The organism is Streptococcus sp. 2021WUSS126 (genome assembly GCF_044427255.1).
In the GTDB taxonomy this organism is placed as follows: Bacteria; Bacillota; Bacilli; order Lactobacillales; family Streptococcaceae; genus Streptococcus; species Streptococcus hashimotonensis.
The window spans coordinates 14063-33271 of record NZ_JAOTGI010000021.1 but is presented as its reverse complement, the minus strand read 5'-3'; the positions used below and the strand labels follow the sequence as shown (position 1 = coordinate 33271).

Annotated in this window: 21 protein-coding genes; 3 read left to right on the top strand and 18 right to left on the bottom strand. The window is 41.5% G+C overall.

Going from position 1 to position 19209, the window contains the following annotated elements:
• Positions 1-196 precede the first annotated feature (196 nt).
• Complete coding sequence (locus tag ODU39_RS08220; RefSeq protein ID WP_105139086.1) at positions 197-1363, bottom strand: MFS transporter; 1167 nt, start codon at positions 1361-1363, stop codon at positions 197-199.
• Positions 1364-1565: 202 nt separating this feature from the next.
• On the opposite strand from ODU39_RS08220, the gene ODU39_RS08215 reads away from it, so the two are divergent.
• Positions 1566-2714, top strand: coding sequence for a cobalamin-independent methionine synthase II family protein (locus ODU39_RS08215; RefSeq protein WP_105243106.1), 1149 nt, complete (start codon positions 1566-1568; stop codon positions 2712-2714).
• Positions 2715-3387: 673 nt separating this feature from the next.
• Here the strand turns inward: ODU39_RS08215 and ODU39_RS08210 are convergent.
• From ODU39_RS08210 to rplK, 12 genes are all read right to left on the bottom strand, one after another.
• Positions 3388-4410, bottom strand: coding sequence for a PhoH family protein (locus ODU39_RS08210; protein ID WP_044678479.1), 1023 nt, complete (start codon positions 4408-4410; stop codon positions 3388-3390).
• A 78-nt stretch (positions 4411-4488) separates the two neighbouring features.
• Positions 4489-4704: a YozE family protein gene (locus tag ODU39_RS08205; RefSeq protein WP_105256414.1), complete on the bottom strand. Its 216-nt coding sequence runs from the start codon at positions 4702-4704 to the stop codon at positions 4489-4491.
• Between the two features lie 5 nt (positions 4705-4709).
• Positions 4710-5165 carry a DUF1801 domain-containing protein gene (locus ODU39_RS08200; RefSeq protein ID WP_136671398.1) on the bottom strand — a complete coding sequence of 152 codons (456 nt, stop codon included), beginning with the start codon at positions 5163-5165 and terminating at the stop codon, positions 4710-4712.
• A gap of 9 nt (positions 5166-5174) precedes the next feature.
• Complete coding sequence (locus ODU39_RS08195; RefSeq protein WP_398580213.1) at positions 5175-6095, bottom strand: 2-dehydropantoate 2-reductase; 921 nt, start codon at positions 6093-6095, stop codon at positions 5175-5177.
• 9 nt (positions 6096-6104) lie between these two features.
• A complete protein-coding gene (gene cvfB, locus ODU39_RS08190) occupies positions 6105-6959 on the bottom strand; it encodes an RNA-binding virulence regulatory protein CvfB (protein WP_044758237.1) in 855 nt (284 codons plus the stop codon).
• A gap of 132 nt (positions 6960-7091) precedes the next feature.
• Positions 7092-7649, bottom strand: a complete 558-nt coding sequence (gene frr / locus ODU39_RS08185; protein ID WP_024384951.1) for a ribosome recycling factor — start codon at positions 7647-7649, stop codon at positions 7092-7094.
• A 350-nt stretch (positions 7650-7999) separates the two neighbouring features.
• A complete protein-coding gene (gene pyrH / locus ODU39_RS08180) occupies positions 8000-8734 on the bottom strand; it encodes a UMP kinase (RefSeq protein WP_015445263.1) in 735 nt (244 codons plus the stop codon).
• Between the two features lie 166 nt (positions 8735-8900).
• Entirely contained in the window at positions 8901-10541 is a 1641-nt protein-coding gene (locus ODU39_RS08175) for an oligosaccharide flippase family protein (protein ID WP_398580214.1), read from the bottom strand.
• 254 nt (positions 10542-10795) lie between these two features.
• Positions 10796-11584 carry a glutathione-dependent disulfide-bond oxidoreductase gene (yghU, locus tag ODU39_RS08170; protein ID WP_398580212.1) on the bottom strand — a complete coding sequence of 263 codons (789 nt, stop codon included), beginning with the start codon at positions 11582-11584 and terminating at the stop codon, positions 10796-10798.
• An 8-nt stretch (positions 11585-11592) separates the two neighbouring features.
• Complete coding sequence (locus ODU39_RS08165; protein ID WP_024384954.1) at positions 11593-11883, bottom strand: hypothetical protein; 291 nt, start codon at positions 11881-11883, stop codon at positions 11593-11595.
• A 106-nt stretch (positions 11884-11989) separates the two neighbouring features.
• Complete coding sequence (rplA, locus tag ODU39_RS08160) at positions 11990-12679, bottom strand: 50S ribosomal protein L1 (RefSeq protein WP_004194879.1); 690 nt, start codon at positions 12677-12679, stop codon at positions 11990-11992.
• Between the two features lie 40 nt (positions 12680-12719).
• Entirely contained in the window at positions 12720-13145 is a 426-nt protein-coding gene (rplK, locus tag ODU39_RS08155; RefSeq protein WP_002935890.1) for a 50S ribosomal protein L11, read from the bottom strand.
• Positions 13146-13299: 154 nt separating this feature from the next.
• On the opposite strand from rplK, the gene ODU39_RS08150 reads away from it, so the two are divergent.
• Complete coding sequence (locus ODU39_RS08150) at positions 13300-13668, top strand: DUF3397 domain-containing protein (protein WP_004194874.1); 369 nt, start codon at positions 13300-13302, stop codon at positions 13666-13668.
• A gap of 370 nt (positions 13669-14038) precedes the next feature.
• On the opposite strand, the gene ODU39_RS08145 is transcribed toward ODU39_RS08150, so the two are convergent.
• The 5 genes from ODU39_RS08145 to ODU39_RS08125 all read right to left on the bottom strand — a co-directional run bounded on the left by ODU39_RS08145 (position 14039) and on the right by ODU39_RS08125 (position 18235).
• The gene (locus ODU39_RS08145; RefSeq protein ID WP_044763392.1) at positions 14039-14425 is read right to left on the bottom strand and encodes a VOC family protein; all 387 of its coding nucleotides are present in this window, start codon (positions 14423-14425) and stop codon (positions 14039-14041) included.
• Positions 14425-16794, bottom strand: coding sequence for a DNA translocase FtsK (locus tag ODU39_RS08140; RefSeq protein WP_172061647.1), 2370 nt, complete (start codon positions 16792-16794; stop codon positions 14425-14427). The genes ODU39_RS08145 and ODU39_RS08140 overlap by 1 nt, the downstream gene beginning before the upstream one ends.
• Positions 16795-16879: 85 nt before the next feature.
• Positions 16880-17419: a hypothetical protein gene (locus ODU39_RS08135; protein ID WP_074391522.1), complete on the bottom strand. Its 540-nt coding sequence runs from the start codon at positions 17417-17419 to the stop codon at positions 16880-16882.
• Entirely contained in the window at positions 17420-17797 is a 378-nt protein-coding gene (locus tag ODU39_RS08130; protein ID WP_024407510.1) for a VOC family protein, read from the bottom strand.
• 84 nt (positions 17798-17881) lie between these two features.
• The gene (locus tag ODU39_RS08125) at positions 17882-18235 is read right to left on the bottom strand and encodes a DUF2500 domain-containing protein (RefSeq protein WP_398580211.1); all 354 of its coding nucleotides are present in this window, start codon (positions 18233-18235) and stop codon (positions 17882-17884) included.
• Positions 18236-18378: 143 nt separating this feature from the next.
• Here ODU39_RS08125 and ODU39_RS08120 point away from each other — a divergent pair, with 143 nt between their 5' ends.
• Entirely contained in the window at positions 18379-19182 is an 804-nt protein-coding gene (locus ODU39_RS08120) for a peptidylprolyl isomerase (RefSeq protein WP_105256718.1), read from the top strand.
• The last annotated feature ends 27 nt before the right edge of the window (positions 19183-19209 follow it).

The window sequence follows — 19209 nt, the reverse complement described above, 5'->3', positions numbered from 1 at the left end:
ACGGGCATTAGTCAAGTAATTATAGCACTAACCTGAACGAAGTTCAGCGAACGTCTTTAGACGTCGCTGGAGAGAAACGGCTTATAGCCGGTGTACAAGCCACCCGTTTTCACGGGTGGTTATGACTTGACCAAAAATCCCTTAGAAGCTCTGCCATTTTCACAGAAAAATGCCAGCCTTCTTAAGGGATTATACTTTATAAGATAATATCTTCTCTTTCAATGAGAACAATAGTCCACATCATGGCAAGTGTGACGATAGCCAAAGCAAGAATCAATGGCATCCAGTTTCCGAAGATTGGATAGCTATAACCGAGAAGGCCTGGTCCAAATGCTGCAATGAGATAGCCACCTGTCTGCACCATTCCTGATAGCTGAGCAGTAGCCTGGCTGTTGCTTGTTTTCAAAGTAAAGCTCAACATCATATAAGGGAAGAGCGCTGCATTTGAAAAACTTAAAATAATGTGAAGTGCTGACCAAAGAATGAGATTGGTCGGAATCAATGCCATCATGACCAAGCCAAGCAAGGTAACAGATGAAATAGCCAGCATGATATTTCGACGCATTTCTTTTGTCTGACGGGAAAGAACAGCTGGGATAATCATAGACATGGGAATAGCTGTCATATTGAAGAAACCAGCCATTAGACCTGCTTCTGCCTTACTAAAGCCAACTGATTGAGAAATGGTTGGCAACCAGGTAATCTCTGTATAGTAGAGAACTGATTGTAGCCCACCAAATATCAAAAAGGCAATCGCTGCTTTATTTTTCCAGATAGATGATTTCTGTTTTCCTTGGTTCTCACTTGCAAATCGATGGTTATTTTTTACATTAGGCAACCAGATTAGGAAAGCCATAAACACCAATCCTGTAATTAACAGAATAAAAAATTCCCAAGAACTAGAGGATACAATTGGAACAGCAATCATGGATGCAACTGTTGCCGCCACCCCCATGAGAGTGATATAAATCGTCGTATACAGACCAATTTTCTTTGGAAAATTAGCCGCAACCAAACTTGGTAGCAAAACATTAATAAACGCTATTGTAGCACCAACAAGCATTGTACCAATGTAAAGGGCTGGTAAGTTGAGAACTCGCATCCCTGAACCAAGCACCATGACCAGTAAGACCAGGGCCATTAGTTTTTCCATGCCAAACTTAGCCGCAAGACGCGGTGCTAAGGATGAACAGAGAGCAAACATGATGAGCGGAATAGAGGTTAAAATTCCTAATGAACTCACTTCTACTCCCAGTCCTGCTGCCACATCTGTCAAAATAGCAGGCAAAGCTGTAAAGGGGGCACGCATCACGACCCCTAGCATGACGATTCCTGCAATTATAAAGGGTGATTGTTTTTTCATTTTTCTCCTAAGTCTCCTAATGTTCGGATTTCAGTACTTTTGATTATACCATAGTTGACAAATGATAGAAAGTTATTTCCGTCTATTTTTTCTAGTTATAGTTTTTAACTATGGATTTGCCATGAAAATAACTATTTTTCAAATGATAGCTTATGAGTTAGAATAGGTTCATCACTAAAACGAAAGAAAGAGAGATACATATATGACAACTTCAAGATTCCAATTAGTCGGTTCACTTCTTCGGCCAGCAAACTTAGGAGAATTTAAACGTAAAATTGAGCATCGTGACAATATCCAATACCCATTCTACGACGCCTTTGATGGCTATCAAGAAACTGAAGCTGCAACTATCGAGGCGATTGTCGCTGAGCAAAAAGCAAATGGTATTGATATTGTAACAGACGGTGAGTTTTCAAAATCAATGTGGCATCTTGACTTTGTCTGGGGCTTCGATGGTATCGAGCGTTACATTGCTGAGCATGGTTATCCTTTTAAAGACCATGATGGACAAATTTTTGAAACACGTAAGGATATTGGATTGCGTATCACCGGTCCTCTTTCAGCAAAAAATCACCATTTCATTGACATTTATAAAAAAGTTAAAGAACTAGCTGGTGAAACTGATACAAAGTTAACTGTATGGGGACCTGCCCATGCCTTTACCGAGCTTGTTCTCTTCAATGGTCAAATCGGTCCAGACCAAGTTTATAAAACACGTGAGGATTTGAAAGAAGGTTTATTGGCTGCCTATAGAGAATTTTTAGACCAGTACAAGGATGCTGGTGGACAAATCGTTCAATTCGATGACTGCCTTTGGGAATTATTCGACCCTGCTAACCCTGTACCTTTCTTACCACAAGACGATTCTGAAGCATTGGCTGCTTTGGCTGACGAGTTTGTTGCTATCAATAATGCTGTTATTGATTACGGGCATGAAATTGGCTTGACCGTCTGGACGCACAACTGCCGTGGTAACTATGAAAGCCGCTCAGCAGCTGGCGGAACTTACGAAGCCATTGCTGAAAAATTCCTGCGTGACCAAAAATACGATCGATTCTTCCTTGAGTGGGATGATGAACGTGCAGGTGATTTAAAAGCTTTGGAAAGCTTGCGTGATAAGAATGTCGAAGTCGTTCTTGGTCTACTTTCAAGTAAAACTTCTGATTTGGATGATGAAGAACGTGTTTATAAATTACTCGAAGAAGCAAGCAAGATTATTCCAAAAGAGCGTCTCTACTTGTCACATCAATGTGGATTCGCTTCATGTGATTCAGGTAATGAATTAGCCATCCCGCAACAGTGGGCAAAAATTAAACAAGGCCAAGAAATTGCAGAGAAGTTTTGGTCTTAAGCCACTTCTTGTTATTCGTGCATAAAAGCCCTGTCATCAATCAATGTCTCTAAGTTAACTCTGATCAGTTAATCTATGATATCTAATCCCAAGTATTTTTCCGATGTAATACTTGGGATTTTTATGTTCGGACAACACAAAAGGAGGCTTTTTATATAGTCTACAGATTTATCACAATTGGCCACGAGGTTTTCATACTTATCGGTGCCGAACATGCGAAAAGAAAGGGAGTAAAACTCGGTTTCGTGCTGCTTTTCCCATCTCGAATCCGAATCAGATAGAACCAGCCTTTTTATTGGTAACGATTCATAAAGTTATAGGTTTTACGACCTCTATCCGCTACAATGAGGGCTGGTTCGAAAATGGCGTTGAGATTTAATCTCTAATCCAACTAACTGGAAGTACTAGCAATATTTTAATAGATTTATCTGATACCTTAGACAAAGCAACATTGTGACAATGCTTTAAGGGAGTCGGACAATAGGCTTGGTATAACTTGTGACAAATAGTTGATATTTGCTGTACGATGTGATTTTACGATATGCTGTAAGTCACTCATTTGGACTAAGCTCCTATTTGTTTCGTCACTTACAGTATCGTCCATTTGAACTGTTTATTGTATATCAAATGTAACTAGCATCACAATTCTTTTATATATCAGCCAATGAAACAACTACTCCTCACCATTGTATTTCCGACTAGGCTCCCCAATCGTTTCAAAACTTGCTCGACTATCAGCTGCCAGAGCCTCCTCTTCATAGGCATTGATAATCTGGGCAACAACTGGATGACGAACCACATCCTTGGCTGAAAAATGCACGAAATCAATCTGCGGTATTTTGCTCAGCTTCTCCGTCGCATCAATCAAACCTGACTTAACCTTGCGCGGCAGGTCAATCTGGCTAATATCCCCATTGACAATCATCTTGGAATTAAAGCCCAGACGGGTTAGGAACATCTTCATCTGCATAATGGTGGTGTTCTGTGCCTCATCCAAGATGACAAAAGCATCTTCCAAGGTCCGACCACGCATATAGGCCAGCGGTGCAATCTCGATGATTTCCCGCTCCATTAGGCGCGTGGTCTGCTCCTTGCCCAAAATCTGGTAGAGGGCATCATAGACAGGGCGCAAATAGGGATCTACTTTTTCTTTCAAATCCCCTGGCAAAAAGCCTAAACTTTCGCCTGCCTCGACCGCAGGACGTGTCAGGACAATGCGCTTGACCTGTCCCCGCTTGAGGGCTGTGACAGCTAGAGTAACCGCCAAGAAGGTCTTACCTGTACCAGCAGGTCCAATTCCAAACACGATGTCATGACGCTTTACGCTATCCACGTAGAGTTTTTGACCAAGAGTCTTTACGCGAATGGGTTTGCCGTAGTTATCCTTGATAATCTCTTCTTCATAGAGGGCAACGAATTTCTCAATCTCATCATTTTTTGCCATGGAAATAGCTGTCACCACATCTGGTGTATTGATAACCAAACCACGACTAACCAAGACAAGGAGAGACTGGATAACAAGACGCGCTTGTTCTACATGTTCTTCCTGTCCAATCACCTGCACTTTTTCCGTACGGGCATGAATAACCACACCTAGTTCCTGTTCCATCAATCTCAGATGGCGTTCATTCGAACCAAATAGACTAAACGAATCATCTGGATGCTTGAGTTGAATATCAATTGAATGTTCTAGCAAGAGTTGCTCCTTTTCCTGTGCTTTTCTCTATTATAACAAAAATAGCCCAAACAAGGCTATTTTGTACTATTTTATCCATCAATGTCCCAAATAATCTTCCCAAATCGCATCAAAATCAGACATGGAAAAGGCAAAGCTGGCCGATTCCTCCAAAAAACGACTGACTTCATCGAAATTATCTGATTGCTTAGGAAAATCAGATTCATCAAAGGCATAATCTGCCAAGATAGCTACTGGGTCATTACTTTTCGGGTTGCGCTGGGTCATCAACCAAGAATAAAAACTTCTTCTCACTACATCTACTTTCTATGATTTTTTTCGTAGAGCTCTATATAGCGCTCCATAGACATCTTACTAACTAATTCCCCTATCAATTCATAAGGAATATTCTTGGGATTTTTCATACGAACGCAGGACTTGCCCATATCCAGTTTGGTAGGCACCTGTGCTTGATAAGCAGCAACGAACCAATCATTCAATTCTTGGTCCATATAGATTCCCATGTGGTAGAGGGCGATGTGTGCCTTTTGTGATGCCAAGGCAAGGAAAGGCAGGGGCTCTCCCGGTGTGCAATGATAACCATCAGGGTAGGCATTAAGCGGCACATAATAGTTAATCATACCTCCCAAGATGCCTACTTCAAAACCAGCTGGTAACTGTTCCACAATCACTTGATGGAGCCGTTCAACCGCTTCCTTCCGATTCTCAGGCAAGGCAACCATATATTCTTCAATCGTTTCCACTTCAATCAGCATGACTTTCTCCTATCTCAACCCCAGCATACTTTCCTTGGCGTGAACCATGTCTGTTATCATCTGACAGTATGGCGTAGGGATGCCTGCTCGCTTGCCTTTGAATACAACTGCTCCATTCAGATAATCAATTTCTGTCTTTCGACCATGTTGGACCAAATCCTGGTGCATAGATGGATAGTGATTGGAAGCCTTCTTCGAAGCATCAATAACATATTTCCAAATAGCTTCTTCGTCAATTCCATCTGCCTCAGACTTAGCAACAGCAATAAATTCTTTGAAAATCCCCTGTACTAGATTCAGTCCAGCCTCCGTACCAAATAATTCACCAATTGTACAGTCTAAAATGGTACAAGTTGGATTCATCACACCATTGACACAGACTTTCTGCCAAATAGCACTGACAACATGATTGTCATAGGTCACATTTAGCCCAGCGTCATTCAGCATTTCAATAATATCCGCAACTGAATGCTCATCACCAAGAATATGCTGAACGGAGATAGAACCCGGACCTTCTAAGTGAGCATGTCCAGGACCCTTTAGTCCCGCCAACCACATGGTCACCCCAACCATGATACTTTCATCTGGCACGTACCGACGCATGGTCGTCGCATGCCCCAAACCATTCAAGAGACTCAAAACCTTGGTAGTTGGACCAATAATCGGCTTAATATCCCGCAACATCTTGGGCAACTGATCAGCCTTTGTCAATAGAATGATAAAATCTGCTTCTCTCGTTGCTTCGGTCGGTTTCATGATGGGTAAGTGTACAGTTTCCTCTACACCTCCAGACACTTTCAAGCCATTTTCTCGAATTGCTTCGATATGTTCTTCCCAATTATCCAGCAAAATCACTTCATGATTTGTCTTAGATAATTGATAACCAAACCGACACCCCATTGCTCCACTACCAGCAATATATACGAGCATAGACGCCTCCTATACCAATTCTGTTCCCACTGAGTCCTGCTTTATTTTCCCAGCCTTCATCAGACCACCAAGAGCTTTTTTGAATTGCCCTTTGGAAATACCAAAGGTGGCTTTGATGTCTTCCGGAGCAGACTTATCGTTCAAGGTCATGAAACCTCCATTGCTTTCCAGATAAGTCAATATCATCTGAGCATCATTTTCCAGCATCTCAAATGAACGTGGCTTGAGAGACAAGTTCAAGGTCCGATCAACTGCACGGTAGCCGATGACACGCGCCTCCAAAACCTGACCCAGACGTGGTTCCGCAAATCGTTCACTTGGGTGGATAAAACCAAGCATGTTGTTGTCTGGCAAATAAACAAAAGTACCATTCATTTTCAAACGATAGACAATCGCTCGCAGATTTTGGTTTTGCATATTGTCATAAGCAGGTCCAGCCATTTTCTGAAAATCTTCCTGAAAAGCTGGCAGAGCCCAAATGCGGTCCTTCTTATCGACGTCTAATTTGACGTACAACTGATCCCCTTTTTTCGGCCAGAGTTCCTTGATTTCAGGCAAAATGTCCAAGGAAACAACCACTTGCTTGTCTGGCAGACCTGTATCCACAAAGACACCCAAATCCTTACGTACCTCTGTAACAGTTCCCCAACCAAAGCTGGTACGACTCGCCCCAACTTCCTTAGTTGTCAAACGGAGTTTTTGTTTCATATCGGTATAGGCAAATCCCTTAACAGATTGACCTAGACTATGTTCTCCTTCATCCTTAGAAAGAGCAAAGGTTCTACCCTCTTTTTGGACAAAGTAAAACTGATCGTTTTCGTCAGTCACTAAACCAACGATATACTGTGCTAATAAATCATTCATGATTTTCTTCTTTCTGATTAAAAAGTGGGGGGAAGTCTTGTCTAACTCCCCCCATTAGATTTCTTATTGGTTCACCACTGGAAGTTAGACAGCCCGGTGATGATTTGTTGTTGTAGCCTAAAAACTTGTTGATTAAACTTCCAACAATTCTTTTTCTTTGTCGGCAGTCATTTTATCAATTGTTTTGATAGCATCATCTGTTACTTTTTGAATATCTTTTTCAAGTGACTTCAATTCGTCTTCAGTGATTTCTTTTGCTTTTTCAGCTTTTTTTGCTTCATCCATGGCATCACGACGGATATTACGGATGGCAACTTTTGAATTTTCGCCAACTTTTTTCACATCCTTCGCCAAGTTCTTACGAGTTTCCTCTGTAAGGGCAGGAATAACCAAACGGATAACAGTACCGTCAGATTGTGGCGTCAAACCAAGATCTGAAGCGTTCAAAGCACGCTCAATATCCTTCAAGATTGACTTATCAAACGGAGTAATCAATAGAACACGCGCTTCTGGCACTGTAATACCAGCCAACTGGTTCAATGGTGTTGGAGAACCGTAGTACTCAACGGAAATACGGTCCAACAAACTAGCATTGGCACGGCCAGCACGAATGTGGCTAAATTCACGTGCCAAACTCTGATGAGATTGATTCATGCGCTCTTGCGCTTTAGCAATAATTTCTTTAGACATAAGACTTCCTTCTTTGTATTTTTTTTTACAGTCTTTTAGTTTACTTTTAGTACTAGGCAACGAGCCACAGGCATAACTGAAGTTAGGCAAGGCGAGTTCAAATGAGGCTGGGCAAAAAGCCCAGGACCACTACTCAGAGTTCGTGTCAACATCTCAGCGCAGTGGTTGATTGGCAGATTTGTTCGTGTTTTGCACTCCAAATCTGGCCTAATCAACTGTGCAGGGGTGGAAAGACGAACTCTTTTATCTTGGTCGAGTTCTTTCCCACTCCCGTTTGAAGTTGGAAATAAGGAAACAATATTTCCTCGATCGTCGAAGTACATAAAAGAAAAATTAAATGACGATATGATTTATTTTTCTTCTGAAGAATTTGAAACGGTAGTACCGATTGGCTCACCGAAGACAACACGTTTAATATTCCCTGGTTCATTCATATTGAACACGACCAAATCAATATCATTGTCCATTGAGAGAGTTGATGCCGTCGCATCCATGATTTTCAAACCACGACTAATCACTTCACGGTGGGTCAATTCATTGAATTTAACTGCATTAGCATCTTTCTTCGGATCAGCATTGTAGACGCCATCCACACCATTTTTAGCCATCAAAATCGCATCCGCTTCAATTTCTGCAGCACGAAGAGCCGCTGTCGTATCCGTTGAGAAGTACGGAGAACCAATACCAGCTCCAAAAATAACAATGCGACCTTTTTCAAGATGACGAAGAGCACGACCACGAATATAAGGCTCTGCAACTGACTGCATCGCAATCGCTGTCTGCACACGTGTATCCACACCAAGCTGTTTAAGGGAATCAGCCATTACAAGAGCATTCATAACAGTCCCCAACATGCCTGTATAGTCTGCTTGAACTCGATCCATACCCGCTTCAGCAGCAGGTTCTCCACGCCAAAGGTTACCACCACCAATAACAAGGGCAATCTGAATACCTGATTCTGCGACTTCCTGAATTTCCTTTGCCATTTCCTGAACAGTTTTAAGGTCAATACCGACACCACGTTCACCAGCCAAGGCCTCACCAGATAGTTTGATTAGAATACGTTCGTATTTAGGTTTCATCATCTCTCTCCTCTTTTTTATCCCTACTATTCTACCACAAAAACCGTTTTTTTTATACTGAAATCTCCAAGAAAAAAGGAAAATCCTCAACGAACTTTCCTTCTCACATTCTAAAACGCCTCTTTTTCCCAGCTTTTCAATAGTAGAAAATAGAGATTTTTAAAACAAACTAGCCTAGGCGCAATTTCCTCCGTAAACTCTGAGCCCGACTTCCAATTAAACGATCTAGCTGACGAGTCTTCAATGTCAAGATGACAAAAACAAGCATACCTGCTCCACCTGCAACAGCCAAGTGGATAAAGCTAGATACATAGCCATTTGCTGGAAGAATAAGATTCAGGACAAATTCAATCCCCCATACAACGAGTCCCATTACGATAGAAATCCAACTAATGGTCGCAATATCTTTTATCACTAGTCTTTCATCAATATGCAGAACCTTGTTAATTCGTCTATAGAAGAGGTACAGCATAATTCCCAACCCAAATATCGTTGAGATAAAGCTACCATATACCTTAAAGACATAGATCATTGGTACTTGTAAAACGATTTTCACTAGCATCCCAATCAAGAAATAATAAATCGCTCTTCTATTTTCAAATATTGCTTGAATGACTACACTAATGACAGAATATAGTCCCAGAGGTAAAATTAAAAATAAGTTCCAAATGAATAGAGTAATGGCGATAGGCTCTGACGGTCCGTAAAAAATCGTATAGAGTGGCCCAGCTAACAGGACTGTTCCAACAATTGCCGGTATAGTGAATATAAAGAGTAATTGTAGATTATCCGCCACTAAATGAGACGCCGCCTTCAAATCTTTCTTGACAAATTTCTCTGTAATCAATGGAATAGCAACACTTCCCAGACTCAGTGAAATCCCGATAATCATCATCGTAATCTTACTTGGATTGGCAGCCATATACGAATAAAGTTCCAAAAGTTCCGAATTACTGTAATTCGTAATTCTTTCCATAACACGAATAAATGTGACTTGGTCAATAAACTGCAATAATTGAATCGTTAGACCTAAAATGATAATCGGAATCGCATCTCGAACAGTTTCCTTAATAAGTTGACCTGTATCCAAAGAAATCTTTTGTTTCTTAGCATGAAGTAACTTACCAAGGTAACCTTGCTTCCATAAAGTATAAACTAAAATCCCAACACTAGCAATCATCCCGACAAAAGCTGCAAAGGTAGATTGGACAACTGCTTCAAGATAGTCACCGCTACCCAACTTCATAATCATAAATGTTGCTGCCAGTATCCAGATAACCCGTACCAGCTGCTCTGCAAGCTGGCTGATCGCATAGGGCTTCATATCGTGCCGACCCTGGAAAAAACCACGCAAGATACTCATGGCTGGGAAGATAAAGAGAGGCGGGACTAGACTATACATGACTGGAAGTAACTTTTCCTTCGACCCCGATGCGTCTGCCAACCACGGAGCACTTAGATACATGACCCCTGCAAAGACAGCTCCAAAGACCAACATGAGCTTGAAGAATTCTCTGACCAAGTAGAGCGACACCTCTTCTTTACCCAAGACATTGTATTTAGCTACTTGTTTGGCAATAGCTGTCGGAAGACCAGCTGTTGAAATCAATAAGAAGTTAGCATAGATTTGATACCCCATACTAAAGAGGGCATTGGCTTCAGCTCGATATTCCCCTAACCAAATATACCAGGGAATAACATAGGCAACACCAAGCAGGCGACTAAGAATATTTCCAGCAGTCAACCAAGCCAAGCCTCTGGCCATTGTCGCCTGTTCTTTGGACTGCTGCATTTCAACTTTTTCGGACATTTTTCTATTACTTTCTATGTAAATATAAGACAGGAAAAACTCATACTCTTCGAAAATCAAAATCAGACGTTGTTGACTTGATTTGATGAACTTCAGTTCTATCTGCATCTACGTCGCCTAGTCTAATTCTGATTTTCATTGAGTATCAATTATTAATTTCTGTTTTTGGATTTTCACAAAGTCTAACTCTTTCATTATAAACTTTTATCATACCAAAGTAAAAGAAAAACCCACCCATAAGGTAGGCAAGTCAATTAATTATCAATTGAATGATATTTCACTGTCAACCCTCGTTGTACAGCTGGGCGTTGGGCTATTTTCTCTACCCAGGACTTTAGATGCTTGTAAGAATCAACATCTAAAAATTCTGCCGAGCCTGGATATAGTTCTCCTTGAACCAAGCGACCATACCAAGACCAGATAGCAATATCTGCGATGGTATAGGTATTTCCAGCTACATATTCTCTTGTCGCCAATAGTCGATCCAAGAGATCCAGCTGACGCTTAGTTTCCATTGTATAGCGATTAATCGGATATTCTTGCGCTGTCGGAGCGTAATGGAAGAAATGTCCAAATCCTCCACCAACAAATGGAGCGGCGCCAGTTTGCCAGAAGAGCCAATTAAGAACCTCTGTCCGCTCTGCCCAGGCTTTTGGTAGGAAGGCGTCAAACTTTTCTGCCAAGTAGAGGAGAATATTGGCTGATTCAAAGACCGAAATCGGTTCTTGCTCGGAATAATCTACCATAGCTGGTATTTTGGAGTTGGGGTTGATGGCAACAAAATCGGAGCCAAATTGGTCTCCTTGACCGATATTGATGAGAAAGAGGTCATAATCAGCTTCCGAAATACCTAACTCTTTCAACTCCTCCAACATAATAGCAATCTTAATGCCATTCGGCGTCCCCAATGAATAGACTTGGAAAGGCTTCTCTCCCTTTGGTAGGTCTTGCTCAAAGCGACTGCCCGCTGTTGGACGGTTGCCAGATCGGTTGTCATTTTCATCTTCCCACTTCCAAACGAGTGGTTTTGTATATTCTGTCATGTTTTCTCCTATTTTACCTTTCCTGGAAAAAGACTGGCATAGCGATATTGGTTTTGAACCTCTTGAAGGTAATGGGCTAGTTGCACCAATTCCTTAGGCGCTCGGCAAGTCAGAGCTGTTAACTCTGCATTGATAAAGCGACTTAAGTGTCCTGCCAGTATATAGAGATTTTCCTCCTTGTCCAGCTGACCTGCTACCTCCAATATTTTTTCACGCAGGGCTTCTGAAAATGCTTCCTGCGGAAGGTTGTAGGCTGCAGAAAGGTATTTATAAAGCTCTTCTTTCTCTGCTACTTTCATTGGATAACTCCTTTTATGTAAATTGAATATAGTATAAATCGAAATCAAGTGCTTGTCAAGAAAATCTCAAGAAAAAAAGATTGCCTTAAGACAATCTTTCTATTGATTAAAGTGAGTTAGGATCAACTTTGATACCAACACCTTGTGTTGTTGTGATTGATACTGAAGTCATGTAAGTACCTTTAGCTGTAGCTGGTTTAGCTTTAGCCATTACATCGTGGAAAGCTTTGAAGTTTTCAACGAGTTTGTCAGCGTCAAATGATACTTTACCGATAAGAGCTTGTACGATACCTGCTTTGTCAGCACGGTAAGTGATTTTACCACCTTTAGACTCTTCAACTGCTTTAGCAACATCCATTGTTACTGTACCAGTTTTAGGGTTTGGCATCAAGTTACGTGGACCAAGTACACGACCAAGACGTCCAACAACTGCCATCATATCTGGAGTTGCGATAACAACGTCGAAGTCCAACCAACCACCGTTGATTTTAGCAACGAGGTCATCTTCACCAACAAAGTCTGCACCAGCAGCTTTTGCTTCTTCTGCTTTAGCACCACGTGCGAAAACAAGAACGCGTGAAGTTTTACCAGTACCGTTTGGCAATACCATTGCACCACGGATTTGTTGATCAGCTTTACGTACGTCGATGTTCAAGTTGTAAGCAACTTCAACTGACGCATCAAATTTAGCGAAGTTAGTTTCTTTTGCAAGAGCAACAGCTTCTTCTACGCTGTAAAGTTTTGTGCTGTCGATTTTTTCAAGAGCAGCACGCAAGTTTTTGCTTTTTTTAGCCATGTTATATGTCTCCTTGTAATCAGATAATCTTGGGTGCTACTTAGTCAGTAACAGTGAATCCCATAGAACGAGCAGTACCTTCGATCATACGCATTGCAGCTTCAAGAGATGCAGCGTTCAAGTCAGGCATTTTAGTTTCAGCAATTTCTTGTACTTGTGCACGAGTAACTGTTGCAACTTTAGTTTTGTTTGGTGTACCTGAACCTTTTTCAACACCTGCAGCTTTTTTCAAAAGAACAGCAGCTGGTGGTGTTTTAGTGATGAAAGTGAATGATTTATCTTCATACACAGAGATAACTACTGGGATGATCATGCCAGCTTGGTCAGCTGTACGAGCGTTAAACTCTTTTGTGAATCCCATGATGTTGATACCTGCTTGACCAAGTGCTGGTCCGACTGGTGGAGCTGGAGTAGCTTTACCTGCAGGAATTTGAAGTTTTACGAGTTTTTCGACTTTTTTAGCCATGATATAAAATCCTCCTATTGTGGTTTTGGCGGTAATTAAAGATTTTTACCTCCCACAAATATGTGTTTTACACATACCTTTTCATTATACACGAATTTCAAAGAAATGCAAGCTTTAGGTTTACTTTTTTTCACATTTTTTATAGAATGAATGTATGTTTGAATCTATTATATTTTTAAAAATAGTAGCCTTTCTATTTATCTTTCTAACCTTGGCCATTTCGATAATTGCTGTCAAGTTTTTTAGGTTGCAAAACCGAGGATGGAACTTTGCAGACATTGCCTTTCCTCTCTATGCAATTGAATTTTATCTGATTTCGGACAAGGCCTACTATAACAGTCTGTTGCCTCAGCTTGTCCTAGCCCTCTCACTACTGGCGATTGGTCTTTGTGGTTTCTTCCTTTTAAAGAAAAAGAATTTTTTATATCGCCGTTTCTTCAAGGTTTTCTGGCGAGCTAGTTTTATCTTGACCTTTTTGATGTACCTAGCTTTGGTTATTGCGGTCTTCACTTTAAAATCCTAAAATCATCCATCCTTTCATAGATGGCATAATAAATCCCCATTGCAGGCGCAGTGGGGATTCTTTTTTTATACTAAATCAGACAAGGCGACGTAGATGTATAGTCGAATGAATTAGCTTTCAGACAAGGAACTGAGGTGCAGGTTGCTAGCACAGCCTAATGGCTGTGCTAGGTTGGAGATATAACTTGCAAAGCAAGTCACTTCTGCAGAGTACGGCAAGCCGAAAGTGACGATGTATCAAAGTTAATTCAAATGACTATAGATAGAACTGACCTTCATCAAATCAAGTCAACAGCGTATGATTTTGATTTTCTAAGAGTATTAATTTAGTTGTCATATTGATAGGCCTCTCTGGGCATAAAAAGATGGACTTATTCATGAATTTCTAGAGGGAGACCATCTGGATCAAAGAAGAAAGCCATTTTTTTACCATCAAAATCATCTGTTCGCAGGACTTCATGTCGGATGCCTATACGGTCAAACTCTTCCAGACAGGCTTCCACATCTACAACCTGGAAGGCTAGATGGCGTAGACCTGTATGTTCAGGATTGGGCATGGCCGGACGCATTGGCGCATCTGGTTTGATGAAGATTTCCAAAATCAGATTGCCTTTTTTGACATTGAAGAGAATATCATTTTTTTCTGGGCGAATATGTTCATCCACCTGTTCAAAGCCTAGTTTTTCAACATAAAATTCTCTTGTTTTGTCATAGTCACTACCGATAATTGCAATATGATGAACTGCATCAAATTTCATTATTGTGTTTCCAATACCTTTCTAGGTTTTGTTCCTTCAGCTGGACCAATGACACCCGCTGCTTCTAGCTCTTCCATGAGGCGTGTTGCCCTGTTAAAACCAACAGACAAGCGTCGTTGAATCATAGAGGCGCTGGCTTTTTGTGTCTCAACTACCAAGGCACGTGCTTCGTTGAAAAGTGGATCTCCTCCAGCATCACCAAAACCTGCATCGCCATCACCTTCTGCCACTTCACCTGGATCAAAGGATTCATCATAATCTGCATCTGCCTGATCCTTGATAAAGCCAACTATTGCTTCTACATCATCATCGGATATAAAGGAACCTTGCAAGCGGACTGGATGGTTTTCATCAATCGGTTTAAAGAGCATGTCACCGCGACCCAAGAGTTTTTCAGCACCGTTTTCATCTAGAATCGTCCGACTGTCTGTACCGCTTGATACGGCAAAGGCGATACGAGATGGTACATTGGCTTTAATCAAACCTGAAATAACATCAACAGATGGTCGCTGGGTAGCAAGAATCATGTGGATACCTGCTGCACGAGCCTTCTGTCCCAAGCGAATAATGGCATCTTCCACTTCCTTGCTGGCTACCATCATCAAGTCTGCTAACTCATCTACGATTACCACAATGAGAGGAAGAGGAATCTGTTTCTCTTCTGAACGGCTATTAAATTCTTCGACCTTCGCATTATAACCTTCTAAGTTTCGGACACCAATTTGGCTAAACAACTCATAGCGTTTCTCCATTTCATCCACTACTTTTTGAAGAGCTCGAGCAGCCTTGCGTGGGTTGGTCACAACGGGAATCAAGAGGTGGGGAATATCATTATAGACCGATAATTCGACCATTTTGGGGTCAATCATCATGAACTTAACTTGGTCTGGACCAGCTTTCATGAGAATTGAAGAGATGATACCGTTGACAGCAACAGACTTCCCTGAACCAGTTGAACCAGCCACCAATAGATGGGGCATACGTGCTAGGTTAAAGGAACGGACGGAGCCATTTACAGCCTTACCGAGAGGAATTTCCAGAAGCTTGTCTGGGTCTGTTTTAGATTGTTCCCAGAGCTCACGGAAAGGTACTGTAGCCACTTCGGAGTTTGGAACTTCAATACCGACCAGAGATTTTCCTGGGATAGGAGCTTCAATACGGACATCTTTAGCCGCAAGAGCTAGAGCCAAATCATCAGCTAGGTTAGAAATCCGATTGACTCGGACGCCGACTGCTGGTTTGACCTCATACTTGGTTACCGATGGTCCAATCTCAGCACGCTCAACCACCACCTTGATTCCAAAACTGGCAAAGGTGTCTTCTAAAACTTTAATATTCTGGCGAACAATCCGTTTTTCATTGGACTGACTCTTAGCTTTTATAGGAGCAAATAAGTCTATGGACGGAAGTTTATATGCTAGTCTCTGCTTAGGCTTGAAATCAATCTGCACATCTGCCTCGTCCTTCTCAAACTCATTTGTTTCAGAATCCTGGCTTGCCGAGTTTGATTGTGCTGGTTGGTCATCTTCTGCCAACATAATAGGAAATTCATCTTCTATGTCTAAGTGGTCATATTCTGAAATAATCGGTACTTGAACAGGCTCTTCTTCTAGGATTTCACCTGTTTCTAAATCGACATGTCTATCTACCAGTGCCAAAGCCCGAGCTGACTCTTCCTCTTCCTCTAGACGAAGGCGTTCCTCTTCTAGACGAGCTAATTCTTGCTGACGTTTTTCTTCTCGTTCTGCTTTCTTCTGTGTTCGAAGCTCTGCTCTTTTTACCTGCGTCTCCGCCAACTTATCTTTGGCAACCGCCAAGCCATCGGCAACATCATAAACAGACCATGGGCTTACAAAAAAGATACCAAATGCTATCACTAGAAGACCGATGAAGAAGGAACCGACATTTGCAAAGAGGAAGGAGACTGGCAGATAGAAGATACTTCCAATCATCCCTCCGCCTAGAAATGCTGTTACCTGAAACTTAGCTAGGTCTGACAAGGCCAATTTTAGAGTATGACCGAATAGGTCACTCCCTTGATAGGTCCAGTCTAAATAAGCCTGAAATTCAATTAATAACCCGATAACAATTAGCCAGAAGCCCGATATGGTCCCTTCTCTTTCGCGTAAGACTTTGGGAATAAGAAGGTAGATAAACGCACCTGCCAATAATAGATAGGCCAGACTACCAAATAATAGCCGGAAAATATTGTAGCTGGTCACTCCAAACACTCCTAGGCGACTGGCTGCAAAGGCAATGAATAAAAGCCCCAATACTCGAAGGGTGATATTTTTAACACGTTCTTGCTGTGCTAATTCTGCCTTGGTTGGTCGCCTCGTAGCCTTTCCTTTTTTACTTGTCTTTCTCATAGATACCTCAACTTTCTCAATCTCTTTATTTTATCATAATTGGGAAGAATTTTCATGGGAGAAAAAATAGACCAGCCTTGCCAGTCTACATCTTCTTCTTTGGGTGTTTGTCAATAACTTCTGGGTGATTATCCAGAGCAGCTCTGCCTTTTTCCGTCAGGGCATAACCACGAACAGCAAAGTAGGGAGCTAGTTTTTCTTCTGTCAAGTGGTCCTTGAGGGCAGTGTCGAGGTCGGCCGCCTTCATCTTGGAAAGACCGGTCACGCCTTCTGCCTTGAGGATATTCTTCTTGGCAGTGGAGGTGATGTGGTCCAGCGAATCAAAGGCTGACTCTAAATAAACATAGCCTTCCGCCAATAACTTTTCCATGTGGGCAGGGCCATTGATGCCGTAGATGTACTCAAAATACTTGGAATAGGGCGTCGTAGTTGTAAAAGTGCCAAAATTGACACGCCAGAGGAGGATAATGTCCCCTGCCAGCAGACCTTCTTCTAGCCGAATCATATTGCGTTTGGGAACGGGCTTTGCCTCCAAAAGCCAGGCCGCCAGGTCACGTTCAGGGGAAATATAGGGCTTGACCTCATGGTCTTTGTACATTTCTTCAATCCGATTCTGAATTGACATTTATTTTACCTCTTGTACTGCGTAATAGTTGCCTTCTTCGTCACTAAAGTTGAAAGTTTTCATAAATCCAAGATCCATAACTGGGTTTGCATTGACACCGCGTTCGATAAATTCTTGGTAGGTTTTTTCAACATCTGCAGATGCCATCAAGATGGATGGAATACCAAGAAACATCTCTGGATGCATTTCAGCAACTGCTGCCTTATCATGAAGAACAAATTGAACATCGCTATCTACTTTTGGCGCGATAACATAAGAAACTTGCGGACCTTGTTCTTGGCGTTCTACACGCTCAAAGCCAACTTTTTCATTCCAGAATTTTGCAGCTGCTTCAGGATTATTGACATACAGCATAACCTGTCCGATTGATTGAATCATTTTAAATACCTCTTTTGTGTTGTACGAATATCTGTTCAGACCATTATACACTAGGTAGGGATATTTTCAAAAGAAAAACGACTCTTAAAGCCGTTCAAAACCTAGGAAGCGAGTCCCCTGAAAATGCAGGCTGCCTACATCTCCCTCTGCCAAGAGGGCATACTCGTATGAGCGTACACGGAACTCCTGCCGTCTTCCCTCCCATTCAAACGTTACATAATAATTGGTTCGTGCTACTTCGTTACCAAAAACATGAGTTCGCTTTGAGACAAGCTTGGCCCTGTAGGATTCTTTTGGGGCCTGATTGTTATGGTGCCATTCCATAAAATTTTTAATAATATGGAAACAAACCGTCGCTAATATAATCGCGGAAAAACTGTAGAAAAGGGCCATATGCCATACTAGGCTTCCATCTGGGGCAAACAAGTTCTCAAACATCATTATTCTCCTTTTCACATTTGTAAATATAGTATATCATATTGTTGAATTGGATACACTTTTTATACTAGATAAAAATTGAAAAAATCCATATTTCATGGTAGAATGAGCATAATTTTGAACAAGACAAGAAAGGATTTTCAATGAAAAAAATACTAGCTCTTGCTCTAGCTTCGAGCATCTTGCTAACTGCCTGCACAAACAACTCGACAGCTAATAGCTCATCTTCTACAGCATCTAGCTCTAGTTCAAGCTCGACTACGACAGCTGATACAACTGCTTCTAGCCAATATGCCAAAGATTTGGCATACGCCATTAACAATCCTAAAGCTACATTCCCACAACTTTCCAATGAAATTGGTGAAAATGAGGCTGCTCTTAAAATAAAAACAACCGAGGGCGACATCACTATAAAACTCTTCCCCGAGCAAGCTCCATTAACTGTGGAAAACTTTCTGACCCATGCCAAGGAAGGATACTATAATGGAACGATCTTCCATCGTGTCATTAAGGATTTCATGATTCAAGGTGGCGATCCTCTTGGAAATGGTACTGGTGGAGAGTCTATCTGGGCTGGAAAAGATACTACTATCGATGCTGGAAATGGTTTTAAAGACGAGATTTCAGCTTTCCTTTATAACATTCGTGGCTCACTTTCTATGGCAAATGCTGGTGCAGGAACAAATGGAAGTCAGTTTTTCATCAACCAAAATACAACAGACATGTCTAGTCAACTCTCTAGTTCTAGCTATCCTGGTAAAATCATTGATGCTTATAAAAACGGAGGCAACCCAAACTTAGATGGCAAGCATACCGTATTTGGTCAAGTCATTGAAGGGATGGACATCGTGGATAAAATCGCTTCCGTCGAAACAGATGATAGCGATAAACCTAAAACAGATGTAAAAATTGAGTCTATTGAGATTCTGAAAGATTACACCTTTTAAAAATGAAGCTGGGCAAGACATCTATGA